Origin of the sequence: Halorhodospira sp. 9621, assembly GCF_022228055.1 — a bacterium.
In the GTDB taxonomy this organism is placed as follows: domain Bacteria; phylum Pseudomonadota; class Gammaproteobacteria; order Nitrococcales; family Halorhodospiraceae; genus Halorhodospira; species Halorhodospira halophila_A.
In genome coordinates this window covers 1-13919 of the sequence record NZ_JAJNRD010000016.1, presented here as the reverse complement: position 1 = coordinate 13919, position 13919 = coordinate 1, and the positions used below count along the sequence as shown (strand labels likewise).

Here is a 13919-nt window from a genome sequence, read left to right as displayed (position 1 = left end):
CGGTGCGTCTCACTCCTGATCGGGGGGTGCGCGGCGGGCCCGGGCCAGCAGCTGGCGGTGCACCTCGGCCACCTGCCCGGCCAGTGAGCCGCGCGCACGGCTGTTGTCGATGACGTAATCGGCCACGGCCAGGCGCTGGCTGCGGCTCGCCTGGCTGGCCAGTCGTTGCTCGGCCGTTTCCTGCCCGAGGCCATCGCGGGCCATGAGTCGCTCGCGCTGTTGGGCCTCTGGCAGGTCGACCACCACCACCGCGTCCATGTCGCGGTCCATGCCAGTCTCAACCAATAAAGGTACCACTGCGACGGCATAAGGGGCACGCAGGCACGCCAGTCTGGCCCGCAACCGCTGCCGGATGCGTGGGTGGAGGATGGCCTCGAGGGTGCGTCGGGCCTCGTCGTCGGCGAAGATGCGCCGACCCAGGGCGGCGCGATCGAGCTGGCCGGCCTCCGTGAGCACAGCCGCGCCGAAGGTCGCGACGACGGCGGCGAGGCCCTCGGTGCCGGGCGCCACCACCTCGCGGGCCAGCAGGTCGGTGTCGATCACCGGCACGCCGCGGGCGGCGAAGAGTCCCGCCACCGTGCTCTTGCCGCTGGCGATGCCGCCGGTCAGTCCGATGCACCGGGTCTTCGCGCGCGTTGTCATACCAGCTGCCAGGCCACGCCGGCGGGCGACAGCACCAGCAGCAGCCAGCCGGCCACGGCCAGCGCCGGGCCGAAGGGCAGGGGCTGGCCGAGGGGGCGGCTGCGCACGGCGAGCAGCACCGCCACTGCCAGCCCGGTCAGGGCGGCGAAGAGCACCAGGGCCGGTAGGGCCTGCCAGCCCAGCCAGGCCCCGAGGGCGGCGGTCAGCTTGAAGTCGCCGTAGCCCATGCCCTCGCGCCCGGTGACCAGGCGGTGACCGTGGAAGATGGCCCACAGCGCCAGGTAGCCCGCCACGGCACCGAGGATGGCATCGGTGGGTGTCGGTGAGCCGGGGTCGACGATGCTCCAGATCAGGCCGAGCCAGAGCACCGGCAGGGTCAGCGCGTCCGGGAGGAGGTAGTGTTCATAGTCGATGGCCGCCGCAGCGATCAGGACCCAGGTCAGTAGCAGCGGGCCGATGATCAGCGGGGAGAGCCCGTGGCTGGCCACGACCGTCGCCGTGGCAATGCCGGTGAGCGCCTCGATGATCGGGTAGCGCGCCGGGATGCGAGCCCGGCAGCCGCGGCAGCACCCGCGCTGGAGCAGGTAGCTCAGCAGCGGGATGTTCTCCCACGCCCGCAGGCGGCGCTGGCATTGGGGGCAGTGCGACGGCGGCCAGCCCAGGTGGTAGGTCGTCTCTGCGGCGCCCTCCGACTCGGTACCGAGGATGTCCCGGGCCTCGTGGCTCCAGCGCCGCTCGAGCATAGCCGGCAGGCGGTGGACAACCACATTGAGGAAGCTGCCCACCAGCAGGCCGAGCAGGCCGGCACCGCCCCAGATGATCCATTCGGGTAACTGATTCCACGTCTCCATGGCTCTCCGCGCCTGTGCCGGGTAACGGGCGCCCATTGTAGGGGGGGGCGGATCACAGTGTCGTGCCCATGCGAAAGATCGGCAGGTAGAGTGCGCCGACCACCCCGGCGGTGATGACACCGAGCAGGACGATCAGGGCCGGCTCGAGCAGGGCGCCGGCGCGCTGAAGGCGCTCCTCCAGCCGCTGCTGATGCAGTGTCGCGGCGTCGTGGAGCATCTCCTCGAGGCGTCCGCTGTTCTCGCCGATGGCCACCAGCTGGCTGATCTCCCGCGCCTCGGGAAGGTGCTCGCGCAGGGCCGCGGCCAGTGGCTCGCCCGCCTCGATGCGTTTGTGCAGTCGGCTCAGGCGCGGCCCCAGGCCGGCGCCCCCGGCCGCATCGGCCGCGCGCGGCAGGGCTTCGAGCAGGGGTACACCGGCACCGTACAGGCGCGCCAGGGTGGCTGCCCAGCGGGCCAGTGCCGCCTCGAGCAGGAGGCCGCCGAGCCAGGGCAGGCGGGCAACGAGTGCGGCGAGTCGCTGCCGTCGGACCGGATGACGGCGCACCGCCATTGTGAGGGCCATGCCTGCTGCCAGGCCGCCGAGCACCACCACTGGTGCCGTCACGGCGAAAAGCTCGGAAGCGGTCAGCACGGCCCGTGTTGGGGCCGGCAGGGGCTCGCCCCCCTGTTGGAACAAGCCCTCGAAGCGGGGGACCACCGCCGTCAGCAGCAGGCTGATCAAGGCCAGGGCGGCTGTCGCCACCACCGCCGGGTAGCTCAGGGCGCGGCGCAGCAGTGCGACGATGGCCGCCTCGCGCTCGATCTCGGTGGCGACGCTGCCGAGGGCTGCGGGTAGGTCGCCGGTCCACGTGCCGGCGGCGAGCAGGGCGCCATGGACCGGGCGCAGCCCCGGAAACTGACTGCGGAAGGCGGTGGCCGGATCGGTGCCACGCTCGACCGCGTGGCGCACCCCGCGCAACCCCTGGCGCAGCGCCGGTGTGGGGGCCTGGGCCGCCGCCACGCGCAGGGCCTCGCTGAACGGCGCCCCGGCCTCCAGCACCGAGGCCAGCCGGCGGAGGGCGGCGGCGCGCTCGACGCTGCGCGTGCGGCGCCGCCGGGGTCGGGCCGGTTGGCGCCGCACGTCGGTCACCGCCACCCCCCACTCGGCCAGGGCGTAACGCAGGGCGGCCGGTGAATCGGCGTGGCAGCTTCCGCCCAGGCGACGCCCGCCGCGGTCGAGGCCACGCCAGCTCAGGCGGGCCAAGAGTCGGCCTCGTGGGTGACCCGACGCAGCTCGGTGGCGCTGGTCTCGCCGGCCTCCACCAGCGGCCAACCGGCGTCGTGCAGGTCCGGGATGCCGTCCGCCCGGGCGCGTGTCTCGATCTCGCGGGCCGAGGCCCCGGCGAGTACGGCATCGGCCACCGTCCGCGTGAGTGGCATGACCTGGAAGATACCGCGTCGCCCGCAGTAGCCGTCCTGACACTGTGGACAGCCGCGGCGGGCGTAGTCGCCGGGCGGCTCTGCCGCCATCGGCTGCGGCGCCGTCTCGGTGGTGTCCCGGCACGCCGGGCAGAGGCGGCGGACCAGCCGCTGGGCCACGACCAGGGAGAGGCTGGAGGCCAGATCGTGGCCAGGCAAGCCCATCTGTGCCAGGCGCTCTACCGCCCCGGGGGCGCTGCGCGTGTGCAGGGTGGAGAGGACCAGGTGACCGGTCTGCGCCGCCTTGACGGCGATGGCTGCGGTCTCGGCGTCGCGGATCTCGCCGACCATGATCACGTCCGGGTCCTGGCGCAGGAAGGCGCGCAAGGCCCGGGCGAAGTCGATGCCGGCGCGGCGGTTGACGGCCACGTGGGTCACCCCGGGGGTGTCCAGTTCCACGGGATCCTCGACGGCGCAGATGTTGCGCTCGGGGGTGTTCAGCCGGCGCAGCGCAGCGTGCAGCGTCGCCGTCTTGCCGGAGCCGGTGGGTCCGGTGACCAGGATCAGGCCGTCGGGGCGGTCAAGGGCCGCCTCCAGGGCCTGCCGGGCGGGATCGGGCAGGCCCAGGGCCTCGAGGGTGGTCGGGGCGTCCTGCTCGATCAGGCGCAAGACCAGCTTTTCGCCGTGGACCCCGGGGCAGCTGGCGACGCGGAACTGCACGCGGTGGCCGTCACCGTCGCGGGCTTCCAGGCGACCGTCCTGCGGCAGGCGCTGCTCGGCGACGTCCATCCCAGCGAGCAGTTTGATGCGCGCGGCGATGCGCCCGTGCAGGGCGGCCGGCGGGGCCTCGGCTTCGCGCAGCAGGCCGTCGATACGCAGCCGCACGCGGATCCGGTCGGCTTCCGGCTGAAGGTGGATGTCCGAGGCCCGACGCCGCACGGCGTCGGCCAGGAGACGGTCCACGAGGCGGACCGTGGCACGATCGTCGTCCATGATGCGTTCTCCTTCGGCTTCGTCCCTGAAGCGAAGCTCCAGCGTAGACCGGTCGGCCCCGACGGGGGAAGGGGCCTACCAGTGGAAGCGCTGGTACCGCGGTTTGATCGGCAGCTTGCCGCGCCAGTACTGGATCAGCAGGAAGCCGACCACCATGCCGCCGAGGTGGGCGAAGTGGGCGATGCCGGCCACCGTGCCGGTGATGCCGGCGAACAACTCGAACGCGCCGTAGCCGATGACGAAGTACTTCGCCTTGATCGGGATTGGCGGGATGAGCAGCATCAGCCGGTAGTTGGGGAACATCATGCCGAAGGCCAGGAGGATGCCGAACACCCCGCCCGAGGCGCCGACGGTCGGGTAGATCTGGCCATCCGCCGCTGCCTGGGTGGCGACGAACAGCTGGACCAGACCGGCGCCGATGACGCAGATGAAGAAGTAGAGCGCGAAGGTCCGTGAGCCCCACGCGTACTCCAGGTGGACGCCGAGGATCCACATGGCGAAGAGGTTCACGAACAGGTGCAGCAGCCCGCCGTGCAGGAAGCCGTAGGTGAGCAGCTGCCAGATTTGGAAATCGGGTAGCGGCCCCATGGTCGGGGGTAGGTCCAGCCCCCCGGTCAGCGGCCAGAGTCCGAAGACGGTGATCAGCAGTTGCGGCCCGATCACGATCTGCAGCAGGAAGATGAGGATGTTCGCCGTCAGCAGGAAGCCGATGACCGGCGGAAAGTTCGACAGGGTGGGCGGGCCAGCGTTGTCCATCTCGGGGCTCGGGTCTCCAGTCGGTCTCCAGGGGTCAGTATCGCCGGTGCCCGGCTGCTTGCCTACGGCAGCGGCAGATCTTCCGGCGGGCTATCGGTGCCGAAGTGCAGGGTGATCTCCACCCGGCGGTTTTCGGCGCGCCCCTCGGCGGTCTCGTTGTCGGCGATCGGGCGGATGTCGCCGTAGCCGATGGCGCGCATCCGTCGCGGGTCCAGGCCCTGTTGCTCGAGGTAGCGCAGAACGGCACTGGCCCGCGCCGAGGAGAGCTCCCAGTTCGACGGGAACTGCTCGGTGGCGATGGGGATGTTGTCGGTATGCCCCTCCACCGACAGGCGCACCCCGGTGGCCTCGAGGATCGGGACCAGCTCGTCGATGGCGTCCTGGCCTTCAGCCTGGAGTTCGGCCCGTCCGGTCTCGAAGAGTACGGCGTCGTCGAGCCGGAAGGTGAGGGTCTCCTCCTCGCCCACGGCCTGGATGCCGGCCTCCTCGAGTTCCGCGGGGACTTCAACGGGGTCGGGCTCATCCAGCGGGGCCGGCAGCCCCTCGAGCACGCTGGGGTCACCCTCGAGGATATGCTCGCGCCCCTCCAGGACGCCGTCGCCGAGGCCCTCGCGGTCATCGTCCTCCTCCGGCTCGAGCAGTGCGAGGAGGATGACGAAAACGATCAGCAGGAGGGTGATGACGTCGAGGTAGACCAGCAGCCAGCTGTTGTCCTCCTCCTTGTCGCCCTCCGGTTGGACCTGCCGGTTGAACTGTCGGGTGCGGCGGTTGCTGGGGGTCTGCTCGGCCACGATTTGCCCCCGGGGTCAGCGCTCGGCGCCGGCGGGGCGGTCGCCGCCGCGCGCCTCCGGCCTGCCACCGCCCTGGCCGCCAGTCGGGGAGTTGGCGGCGGCCGCGGCGCGCTGGCTGGTCTCCTCGAGCTGCTGGATCAGGTCCGGGTCCCGGATCTCGTCCTTGTACTGGGCGATGAACGAGTGCAGCGTCTCGCGCATGAGGGTCGGGTTGCGCTTCTGGCACATCAGCGAGATGCCCTGGAGGATCATGTTCAGGGTCACCAGCCGCTGCTCGGTGCGCCGCTCGAGCTTCACCGCGATGGGCTTGAGGACGAGGTTGGCGAGGAGGATGCCATAGAACGTGGTCAGCAGTGCCACGCCCATCTGCTGGCCGATCTGGGCGATGTCGCCGTCGTCGAGGATGAACATCATGTTGATCAGCCCCACCAGGGTGCCGATCATGCCGAACGCCGGCGCAAAGGAGGCCATGACCCGGAAGATCTGCGCCTCGGCGTGTTCCTTGGCGCGCAGCCGCTGGATGCGCCACTGCAGCAGGTCGAGGATGTCCTCCTCCGGTGTCAGGTCGATGAGCAGCTGCACCCCGGTGCGCAGGAAGGGGTTGGCCACGTTCTCCAGCGCGTCCTCCACCGCCCGCACGTCACCCTTGAACCAGAGCTGCGAGATGCGGATCAGCTCCTCCATGTCGTCGCGGGTGTAGACGCGCTCGTTGCGGATGACGATCCACACCAGGCGGAAGACCCGCAGGACCTCGTCCATGGGGTAGGCGAGGAAGGTGGCGGCCAGGGTGCCGCCGATGACGATCGCCAAGCCGGGGAAGTTGAGGAAGACCAGCGCCTCTTCCGCGGCGATGAACAGCACGGAGCCGACCAGGATCAACCCGCCGATGATGCCGACCAGGGTAGACGGGTTCATGGGGGTGCGGCCCTCTGCTGCCTAGCCGGTGCTGCTGGTGGCGTCCCGCAGGGCGCCAAGCAGATCCTCGCGGGCGATCACGCCGACCACGCGACCTTCGTCATCGACCACCGGGAACCCCTTGGTGCGCATGTCCACCATGCGCTGCAGGACGCGGGTCAGGGGCAGGTCCGGTGGCACCGTGATGGGCTCGCGGGTCATGACCTCGTGGACCGGACGCTCCATGATGGCGTCGTAGCGCGGCACCATGGCGTCCGGGGTGAAGGTGAACGCCTTGAGCAGGTCGAGCTTGGTGGCCAGCCCGAGCAGCCGCTGCTGCTCGTCCACCACGGGCACGCCGTTGAAGTCGTGGGCGTCGAACAGGCGCTGGAGCTCGCGCAGCGGGGTCTCGTGGCCCACCGTCTTCGGCGCCGTGGTCATGTAATCGCTTACGCGGTAGCTGAGGAAGTCGTACATGGTCTCCCGTTCGCCTTGTCTGCCCCGGCGGTCGCGCCCCTCGCCTCCGACTATGACACGCCCGCGCGGGGCGAGACCAGACGCCTCAGCGCGAACTCCGCGCCCCGCTGCTGCGCCGGCGCGAAGACGGTCCACGTCCGCTCTGCCCCCCGGAACGGCGCGGGCCTCCGCCGTTGCGCGGCTTGCGCGGCATCTTCGGCGGCGCCAGCTCGGCGAAATACTCCTGCGGCGGCGGCGCCGAGGGGATCTTCTCGGTCAGGTACGCCTCGATGTCCGGCAGCGAGAAGACGTATTCATCGCAGGCCAGGGAGATGGCATCGCCGCTCTCGCCGGCACGCGCCGTGCGCCCGATGCGGTGGACGTAGTCCTCCGGATCGTTGGGCAGGTCGAAGTTGATGACGTGGCTGACGGCGTCGATGTGCAGCCCGCGAGCGGCCACGTCGGTGCCGACCAGCACCGGCAGATCGCCGCTGCGGAAGCGTTCAAGCAGCTGTTCGCGCTTGTTCTGCGGGATGTCGCCGGAGATGACCGCCGCCTCGATGCCGTTGCCCTTGAGGTAGCCCACCAGGCGCTCGGCGGCGCGCTTGGTGTTGGCGAAGATCAGGGTACGCCGTGGGTCGATGTGCTGCAGCAGCCCGACCACGAAGGAGGTCTTGTCCTCCTTGGCCACGTGGTAGAGCGTCTGGCGGACGTGATCGGCGGTGCGCTGCTCGCTCTCTACCGCCACCCGGGGTGGGTCGCCCATGTGCTCCCAGGCCAGCTCCATGACCCGGTAGGAGAGGGTGGCGGAGAATAGCAGGTTGAGCCGCTGCTCGGCCCGGGGCATGCGCCGGAGCAGGAAGCGGATGTCCGAGATGAAGCCGAGGTCGAACATGCGATCGGCCTCGTCAAGGACCACCACCTCGATGTTGCGCAGGCTGAAGACCTTCTGCTTGTAAAAGTCGATGATCCGCCCGGGTGTGCCGATGATGACATCGACCCCGTCCTGGAGCTGCTGGCGCTGCGAATCGTAGCCGGTGCCACCGTAGACGGCGGCGAACTTCAGGCCGGTGTAGGCACCGATCTGCTCGGCGTCGTGGTAGATCTGCAGGGCCAGCTCGCGGGTCGGGGCGAGCATGATCGCCCAGGGGCCGACGGCGTCCTCGTCCACCGGATGGCTCATCAGATGGTGGAGGGTGGCGATGACAAAGGCGGCGGTCTTGCCGGTTCCGGTCTGCGCCTCGCCGGCGATGTTGCCGCCGGCCAGCGTCCGGGGCAGGGTCTCCGCCTGGATCGGGGTGCAGTGGGTCAGGCCCGCGTCATCGAGTCCGTCGAGCACCGCGTCGTGGATGGGTAGGTCGGTAAAACGCTGATCGGTCAGGTGAGTTTCGCTCATGCCGTTCAGGGTACCGGACTCCGCCGCCGCCCGCTAGCCGCCGGGCGGCTCTCCCTGTACGGTGTCCGGCGTAAGGTGGCCGATTGGCGGGAGGTCCCGTGGTCTGGGCAACGAGCAGGGCGCCGCGGCGCGAGGTGTTCGGCTGGGCGATGTTCGATTTCGCCAATCAGGCCTACACCCTGCTGATCATCACCGTCATCTACGGCGACCTGTTCACACGGGTGATCGTCGGCGACGGCGGCGACGACTACCGGCTGGGCAACCTGCTGTGGAGCACGGCGCTGGCGCTGAGCTATCTGGGCGTGGTGGCCACCGCGCCGATCTTCGGCGCGGTCATGGATTACGCGGCGGCCAAGCGCCGCTTCCTTTTCCTCAGCTATATCACCACCGTCGCCGCCACCGCGGCGCTCTACTGGGTGGAGCCGGGATACGTCGTCCTCGGTTTCGTGCTGATCGTGATCTCCAGTTACGCCTACTCCATGGGCGAGGCGTTCATCGCCGGTTTCCTGCCGGATATCGCCGGGCCGCGGGAGATGGGCCGGGTCTCGGGGCTGGGCTGGTCGCTGGGCTACATCGGCGGGCTGTTCGCCACCGCGTTCACGGTGCTGGTCCTCGGCGAGGTCAGTGAGGAGAACTTCGACCGCATCCGCTGGGTGGGGCCCTTCGCCGCCGCGTTCTTCCTGATCTGTGCCATCCCCACCTTCCTGTGGCTGCGCGAGCGCGGCCAGGCGCGCCGGCTGCCGGCCGGGCGGGGCTATATCCGGCTCGGTGCCGAGCGTGTCGGGCGCACCCTGCGCAGCCTCGGCTACCTGCGCGATCTGGCCGTGTTTATGGTCTCACTGCTGATGGCCATGTCGGGGCTGGCCATCGTCATCGCCTACGCCTTCATCTACGGGGCCCAGGTGATCGGCTGGGACGAGCGGGCCCGGCTGATCATGTTCGTGGTGACCCAGTTCTCGGCGGCGGCCGGTGCCATCGGCTTCGGCCTGACCCAGGATCGTTTCGGTGCCAAGCGCACCTACATGGTGACCCTGGTGATGTGGGTGGTGGCGATCCTGCTGATCTGGCTCACGCCGGAGCTGACCGAAGCGCTCAACCGCTGGCTGGGCACGCAGTGGCAGGCACAGTACGTGTTCCTCGCCGCCGGGGTGGCTGCCGGCCTGGCCTTGGGCTCGTGCCAGTCCGCCGGGCGGACGCTGGTGGGCCTGTTCGCACCGCCGGGGCGTGCCGCGGAGTTCTTCGGGTTCTGGGGGTTGGCGACCAAGCTGGCCGCCGCCGGCGGCTTGGTCGGCGTTGGTGCGCTGCAGGCGGCCGTCGGCCTGCAGTCGGCGATCCTGCTGTGTGCGGTGCTGTTCGCCGGTGCCTTCCTGGTCGCCCTGGGGGTCGACGAGGCGCGGGGTCGGGCACGGGGACAGGCTTTGGTAGAGTGAGGCGGGTCGGAATCGATACAGGGAGGGGCCGTCGTGGCCGAGCGTGTCTGGGTTTGTACCGTGTGTGGCTGGATGTACGACGAGAGTCAGGGGGTCCCGGACGAGGGGATCGAGCCGGGAACTGCCTTTGAGGATCTGCCGGAGGGCTTCCTCTGCCCGGAGTGCAGCGCCGGCAAGGAGGCCTTCGAGCCGATGGAGGTGTGAGGTCGACGTGGAGAAGCGAGCAAGTCAACTGACGGGGGTCTACGCGGTGACCCAGCCCCGCCCCGATCTCGAGGATGCCGTGGCGGCCGTGCTGCGCGGCGGGGTGGGGATCGTCCAGTACCGCGATAAGGGTGACGACGGCGAGCGTCGGCGGCGTGAGGCGACGGCGCTGCGTCGGCTCTGCGCGGACGCGGATGCCCTGTTCCTGGTCAATGATGACGTGGCCCTGGCCGAGGCCGTCGGGGCCCACGGGGTCCACCTGGGCCGCGACGACGGCTCCGTGACAGCGGCCCGGCAGCGGCTGGGCGATGCCGCCTGGATCGGCGTATCGTGCTACGACGACCTGGAGCGGGCCCGCCGGCTGGTGGCCGAGGGGGCGGACTACGTGGCCTTCGGCAGTGTCTTCCCCTCGCCGACTAAGCCGGAGTCCGGCCTGGCGCCCATGGAGCTGCTGCGCACCGGGCGCGAGGCCACGGGCTGTCCGACCGTCGCCATCGGCGGGATCGACGCCGGGAACCTCCACGAGGTGGCCGCCGCAGGGGCCGACGCCGCTGCCGTGGTCAGCGCGCTATTCGCCGCCGAGGATGCGGAGGCGGCGGCCCGGCAGCTCGTCGCCCAGTGGCAGCGCAGTCGGTAGAATCCCGTCCCGAGACCGAATCACAAGACAAGAGGAGTACCCATGCAGCGCACCCATCAGTTGTTCCAGCAGGCCCGGGAGCTGATCCCCGGCGGTGTCAACTCCCCGGTGCGCGCGTTCAAGGGGGTCGGCGGCGAACCGATCTTCTTCGAGCGCGGCGAGGGGCCGTACATGTGGGACGTGGACGGCAAGCGCTACGTCGACTACGTCTGCTCTTGGGGGCCGCTGGTCGCCGGTCACGCGGATCCCGAGATCGTCCGGCGCGTGCAGGAGACCGCCGCGCGTGGGCTGTCCTTCGGGACCCCGGTGGAACTTGAGGTGGAGATGGCCCGCACCCTCTGCCAGCACGTGCCGTCGCTGGAGATGGTGCGCCTGGTCAACTCCGGCACGGAGGCGACCATGAGCGCCCTGCGCCTGGCTCGTGGCTTCACCGGGCGCGACAAGATCGTCAAGTTCCAGGGCAATTACCACGGCCACGTCGACGCGCTGCTGGCCCAGGCCGGTTCCGGGGCCCTGACCCTGGGCGTGCCCGGGTGCCCCGGCGTCCCGGAGGCTGTGGTCGCCGAGACCCTGACCGTGCCCTACAACGACATCGAGGCGGTGGAGCAGTGCTTCAACGAGCATGGTAGCGAGATCGCCGCGGTGATCGTCGAGCCGGTGGCCGGCAACATGAACTGCGTGCCGCCGGTGCCCGGTTTCCTGGAGAAGCTGCGCGAGGTCTGCGACCGCACCGACGCCCTGCTGATCTTCGATGAGGTCATGACCGGCTTCCGCGTCGGGCCGCAGTGCGCCCAGGGGCGCTACGGCATCACCCCGGACCTGACCTGCCTGGGTAAGGTGGTCGGCGGCGGCATGCCGGTGGGCGCCTTCGGCGGCCGGCGCGAGATCATGGAAGGGTTGGCCCCCACCGGTGGCGTCTACCAAGCCGGGACGCTCTCCGGCAATCCGGTGACCATGGCCGCCGGGCTGGCGACCCTGGAGCGGATCACCGCCCCGGGGGCGTTCGAGGGTCTGGAGCAGACCACCACGCGCGTGGTCGACGGCATCAAGGAGCGGGCCGATGCCGCCGGCATCCCGCTGGCCACGAACCAGGCCGGGAGCATGTTCGGCCTGTTCTTCACGGAAGACGCGCCGGTCACCCGCTTCGACCAGGTCAAGGCCTGCGACCTCGAGGCGTTCAACCGCTTCTTCCACGCCATGCTGGAAGAGGGCGTCTACCTGGCGCCGGCGGCCTTCGAGGCCGGCTTCGTCTCGCTGGCCCACGACGACACGGCGGTGCAGGAGACCCTGGACGCCGCCGAGCGTGCCTTCGCCCGCGTCTAGGCGGGTGCGGGCGCGCGCGGGTGGGCCGCTGCCGGCCCGGACCTGCGCATCCACGGATCCGGCGGGGCTGCGGCCCCTCCGGATCTTTTTATCTGCGGGCAGGTCTGTCCCGAGCGGGGACCGACAGCCTGGAGCAGCGAACTGATGGATCTCTCCTGGATCGCCGGTCTGCTCGACTGGGTGGCGGCCCACCCGGGCTGGGCCACCTTGGTCATCTTCCTCATCGCCCTCTGCGAGGGGGTGGTGGTGGCCGGTCTGATCGTCCCCGGTGCCACGCTGCTGTTCTTCGCGGGGGCCCTGGTGGGCACCGGGCATCTGGAGCTATGGCCGAGTCTGGTCGCCGCCTTTTCCGGGGCTTTCGTCGGCGACTCCATCAGCTATTGGCTCGGTCGCCACTTCGGCGATCGGCTGCGCACCTACTGGCCGCTGCGCCGCTACCCCGGTGCCCTCGCCAAGGGGGACGCCTTCTTCGCTGCTCACGGTGGCAAGAGCCTCTTCTTTGGACGTTTCGTGGGCCCGGTGCGGGGGATCATCCCGGCCATCGCCGGCATGATGAACATGCCGCCGCGGCCCTTCCTGCTCGTGAACCTGGTCTCGGCGGTGCTCTGGGCGCCGGCCTACCTGCTGCCAGGGATGGTCTTCGGCGCCTCGCTGGCCGTGGCCGCATCGGTGTCGCTGCGCCTTGGGGCGCTGCTGCTGATCGCCCTGATCGCTGTTTGGGCCGGCTGGTGGCTGGCGCGCCACCTGATCGCGCCGCGCCTGCGCCGGGCGGCGGCCCTGATCGCCTGGCGGGCCCGGGCCTGGGGAAGGGTTCATCCGGTGGCCGCCCAGGTGCTTAGTGGTCCGCGCCACGCCCTGCGCGCATTCAGTTATGGCGCCGGGTGGATCTGGTGGGCGGCGCTGCTCGCCCTGATGGTGCTGACCCTGTACCAGGGGTGGTGGGGCGGGCCAACGCTGGTGGACGAGGCGCTGCTGGCGGTGCTGATGAGCGAACTGGATACCGGCCTGCGCGCGGCTTTCGTCATGCCGGCCCTGCTCCTCGAGCCGCAGGCCTGGGTGCCGGCCTGGCTGGCCGGGGTGGCCTGGGTGGCCTGGGGCGGTCGCCTGCGGGTGGCCGCCGTGCTCGGCCTGATCGTCCCTGCAGCGGCCCTGTTGGCGGTGCTGCTGGGGGTGGTCAGTGGCAACTTGAGCACCGCCACGCTCTACCGCGGCGCCCCACCGCTGGCCTTCCCGTCGCCGGCGCTGGCCGGCTTCACGACGCTGGTCCTGGCCTCAGGGGTCCTGGCCACGGTGGCCTACGGGCCGCTGCGCCGCCCGGTGCAGGTGGTGGGGGTGGGGATCCCGCTGCTGGCCGCAATCGGCGGTGTGGTGGTCGGGGATTTGTGGCTGGCGGATGCGGTGGGCGGCCTGCTGCTGGGCGTGGTCATCGCCGGGCTGGTGGTGCTGGCGCGCACGGCTTCACAGCGGCGCCTTCCGGAGCGAACCTTGCCGGCCATCGTGGCCCTGGTCCTGGTGGCTGGGGTGGTGGTGAAGGCGGCGTTGATCCTCCCCGAGGAGCGCCAGCGCTTCGTCGCCCAGGCCGATCCGCCGGAGCTGACGGTTGCCGAGTGGCTGGAGGTGGGGCCGGCGCACGCGTTCGGACGGGAACTGCGTTGGCTTGACGGCGGCCGCCGTGCGGTGGACCTGCAGTGGTTGGCGGAGCCGGAGACACTGGTTGCCCGGCTCGATGAAGCCGGCTGGCAGGAGCCCCAGCGCCGCCTCTACGGGGCGTTGCGCTGGTTGCAGCCGGAGCCGGATCTGTACCGAATGGCGCCGCTGCCGCGCTGGTACCGGGGGCGTCTGCCGGCGCTGATTCGGGTGATACCGGCCGATTCGGAGCGACGGTTGGTACTGCGCCTGTGGCCGGCGCCGATGAGCGTCACGGGCGAGGCGGCATCGGTGTGGCTGGTCAGCCTGGAGGTGGAGCGCATCCAGAGCGGCTGGCCGGTGGCGGCGATCCAGTCTCGGCCGGTGACACCCGGTGAGCGCATCCGTGTGGTGGATCGGCTGTTGACCACGGGGGATCTACGCATCCTGGAGCCGGCACAGCCGATCCGCATCTTGCCCGCCCGGGCCCTGTCCGGCGACGCTGGTCGCTGACCCCCCCCG

The 13919-nt window shown here is 70.7% G+C and carries 14 protein-coding genes; 5 read left to right on the top strand and 9 right to left on the bottom strand.

From position 1 onward, the window contains the following. Window positions 1–9 precede the first annotated feature (9 nt). From coaE to LRF89_RS08540, 9 genes are all read right to left on the bottom strand, one after another. Entirely contained in the window at window positions 10–642 is a 633-nt protein-coding gene (gene coaE / locus LRF89_RS08580) for a dephospho-CoA kinase (RefSeq protein ID WP_201172208.1), read from the bottom strand. Continuing rightward, a complete protein-coding gene (locus LRF89_RS08575) occupies window positions 639–1493 on the bottom strand; it encodes a prepilin peptidase (protein ID WP_238636907.1) in 855 nt (284 codons plus the stop codon). Before LRF89_RS08575 ends, coaE begins: the two co-directional genes overlap by 4 nt. Before the next feature lie 52 nt (window positions 1494–1545). After that, window positions 1546–2736, bottom strand: a complete 1191-nt coding sequence (locus tag LRF89_RS08570) for a type II secretion system F family protein (RefSeq protein ID WP_201172204.1) — start codon at window positions 2734–2736, stop codon at window positions 1546–1548. Further along, window positions 2724–3884, bottom strand: a complete 1161-nt coding sequence (locus LRF89_RS08565; protein ID WP_201172202.1) for a GspE/PulE family protein — start codon at window positions 3882–3884, stop codon at window positions 2724–2726. Before LRF89_RS08565 ends, LRF89_RS08570 begins: the two co-directional genes overlap by 13 nt. A 75-nt stretch (window positions 3885–3959) precedes the next feature. After that, window positions 3960–4640 (bottom strand): rhomboid family intramembrane serine protease, encoded by a 681-nt coding sequence (locus LRF89_RS08560; RefSeq protein ID WP_201172200.1) that lies wholly within the window; start codon window positions 4638–4640, stop codon window positions 3960–3962. Window positions 4641–4702: 62 nt separating this feature from the next. After that, on the bottom strand, window positions 4703–5431 hold the full coding sequence (locus LRF89_RS13600; protein ID WP_201172198.1) for an OmpA family protein: 729 nt from the start codon (window positions 5429–5431) through the stop codon (window positions 4703–4705). A 15-nt stretch (window positions 5432–5446) separates the two neighbouring features. Next, the gene (locus LRF89_RS08550; protein ID WP_238634023.1) at window positions 5447–6346 is read right to left on the bottom strand and encodes a motility protein A; all 900 of its coding nucleotides are present in this window, start codon (window positions 6344–6346) and stop codon (window positions 5447–5449) included. A 21-nt stretch (window positions 6347–6367) separates the two neighbouring features. Further along, window positions 6368–6802 carry a CBS domain-containing protein gene (locus LRF89_RS08545; RefSeq protein ID WP_201172183.1) on the bottom strand — a complete coding sequence of 145 codons (435 nt, stop codon included), beginning with the start codon at window positions 6800–6802 and terminating at the stop codon, window positions 6368–6370. An 85-nt stretch (window positions 6803–6887) separates the two neighbouring features. Next, on the bottom strand, window positions 6888–8177 hold the full coding sequence (locus LRF89_RS08540) for a DEAD/DEAH box helicase (protein ID WP_238634024.1): 1290 nt from the start codon (window positions 8175–8177) through the stop codon (window positions 6888–6890). A 149-nt stretch (window positions 8178–8326) separates the two neighbouring features. Here LRF89_RS08540 and LRF89_RS08535 point away from each other — a divergent pair, with 149 nt between their 5' ends. The 5 genes from LRF89_RS08535 to LRF89_RS08515 all read left to right on the top strand — a co-directional run bounded on the left by LRF89_RS08535 (window position 8327) and on the right by LRF89_RS08515 (window position 13910). Next, on the top strand, window positions 8327–9607 hold the full coding sequence (locus LRF89_RS08535; protein WP_201172562.1) for an MFS transporter: 1281 nt from the start codon (window positions 8327–8329) through the stop codon (window positions 9605–9607). 33 nt (window positions 9608–9640) lie between these two features. Further along, complete coding sequence (locus tag LRF89_RS08530; protein WP_201172163.1) at window positions 9641–9811, top strand: rubredoxin; 171 nt, start codon at window positions 9641–9643, stop codon at window positions 9809–9811. Between the two features lie 7 nt (window positions 9812–9818). Next, entirely contained in the window at window positions 9819–10448 is a 630-nt protein-coding gene (gene thiE / locus LRF89_RS08525; protein ID WP_201172160.1) for a thiamine phosphate synthase, read from the top strand. A 42-nt stretch (window positions 10449–10490) separates the two neighbouring features. After that, complete coding sequence (hemL, locus tag LRF89_RS08520; protein WP_201172158.1) at window positions 10491–11771, top strand: glutamate-1-semialdehyde 2,1-aminomutase; 1281 nt, start codon at window positions 10491–10493, stop codon at window positions 11769–11771. 144 nt (window positions 11772–11915) lie between these two features. Beyond that, the gene (locus LRF89_RS08515; protein WP_201172156.1) at window positions 11916–13910 is read left to right on the top strand and encodes a DedA family protein; all 1995 of its coding nucleotides are present in this window, start codon (window positions 11916–11918) and stop codon (window positions 13908–13910) included. Window positions 13911–13919 lie beyond the last annotated feature (9 nt).

Coding starts and splice junctions, on each gene's coding strand:
- LRF89_RS08560 (WP_201172200.1), bottom strand. CDS start 4,640: ATGGACAACGCTGGCCCGCCCACCCTGTCGAACTTTCCGCCGGTCATC.
- LRF89_RS08540 (WP_238634024.1), bottom strand. CDS start 8,177: ATGAGCGAAACTCACCTGACCGATCAGCGTTTTACCGACCTACCCATC.
- LRF89_RS08535 (WP_201172562.1), top strand. CDS start 8,327: ATGTTCGATTTCGCCAATCAGGCCTACACCCTGCTGATCATCACCGTC.
- hemL (WP_201172158.1), top strand. CDS start 10,491: ATGCAGCGCACCCATCAGTTGTTCCAGCAGGCCCGGGAGCTGATCCCC.
- LRF89_RS08545 (WP_201172183.1), bottom strand. CDS start 6,802: ATGTACGACTTCCTCAGCTACCGCGTAAGCGATTACATGACCACGGCG.
- LRF89_RS08550 (WP_238634023.1), bottom strand. CDS start 6,346: ATGAACCCGTCTACCCTGGTCGGCATCATCGGCGGGTTGATCCTGGTC.
- LRF89_RS08565 (WP_201172202.1), bottom strand. CDS start 3,884: ATGGACGACGATCGTGCCACGGTCCGCCTCGTGGACCGTCTCCTGGCC.
- LRF89_RS08515 (WP_201172156.1), top strand. CDS start 11,916: ATGGATCTCTCCTGGATCGCCGGTCTGCTCGACTGGGTGGCGGCCCAC.
- LRF89_RS08575 (WP_238636907.1), bottom strand. CDS start 1,493: ATGGAGACGTGGAATCAGTTACCCGAATGGATCATCTGGGGCGGTGCC.
- coaE (WP_201172208.1), bottom strand. CDS start 642: ATGACAACGCGCGCGAAGACCCGGTGCATCGGACTGACCGGCGGCATC.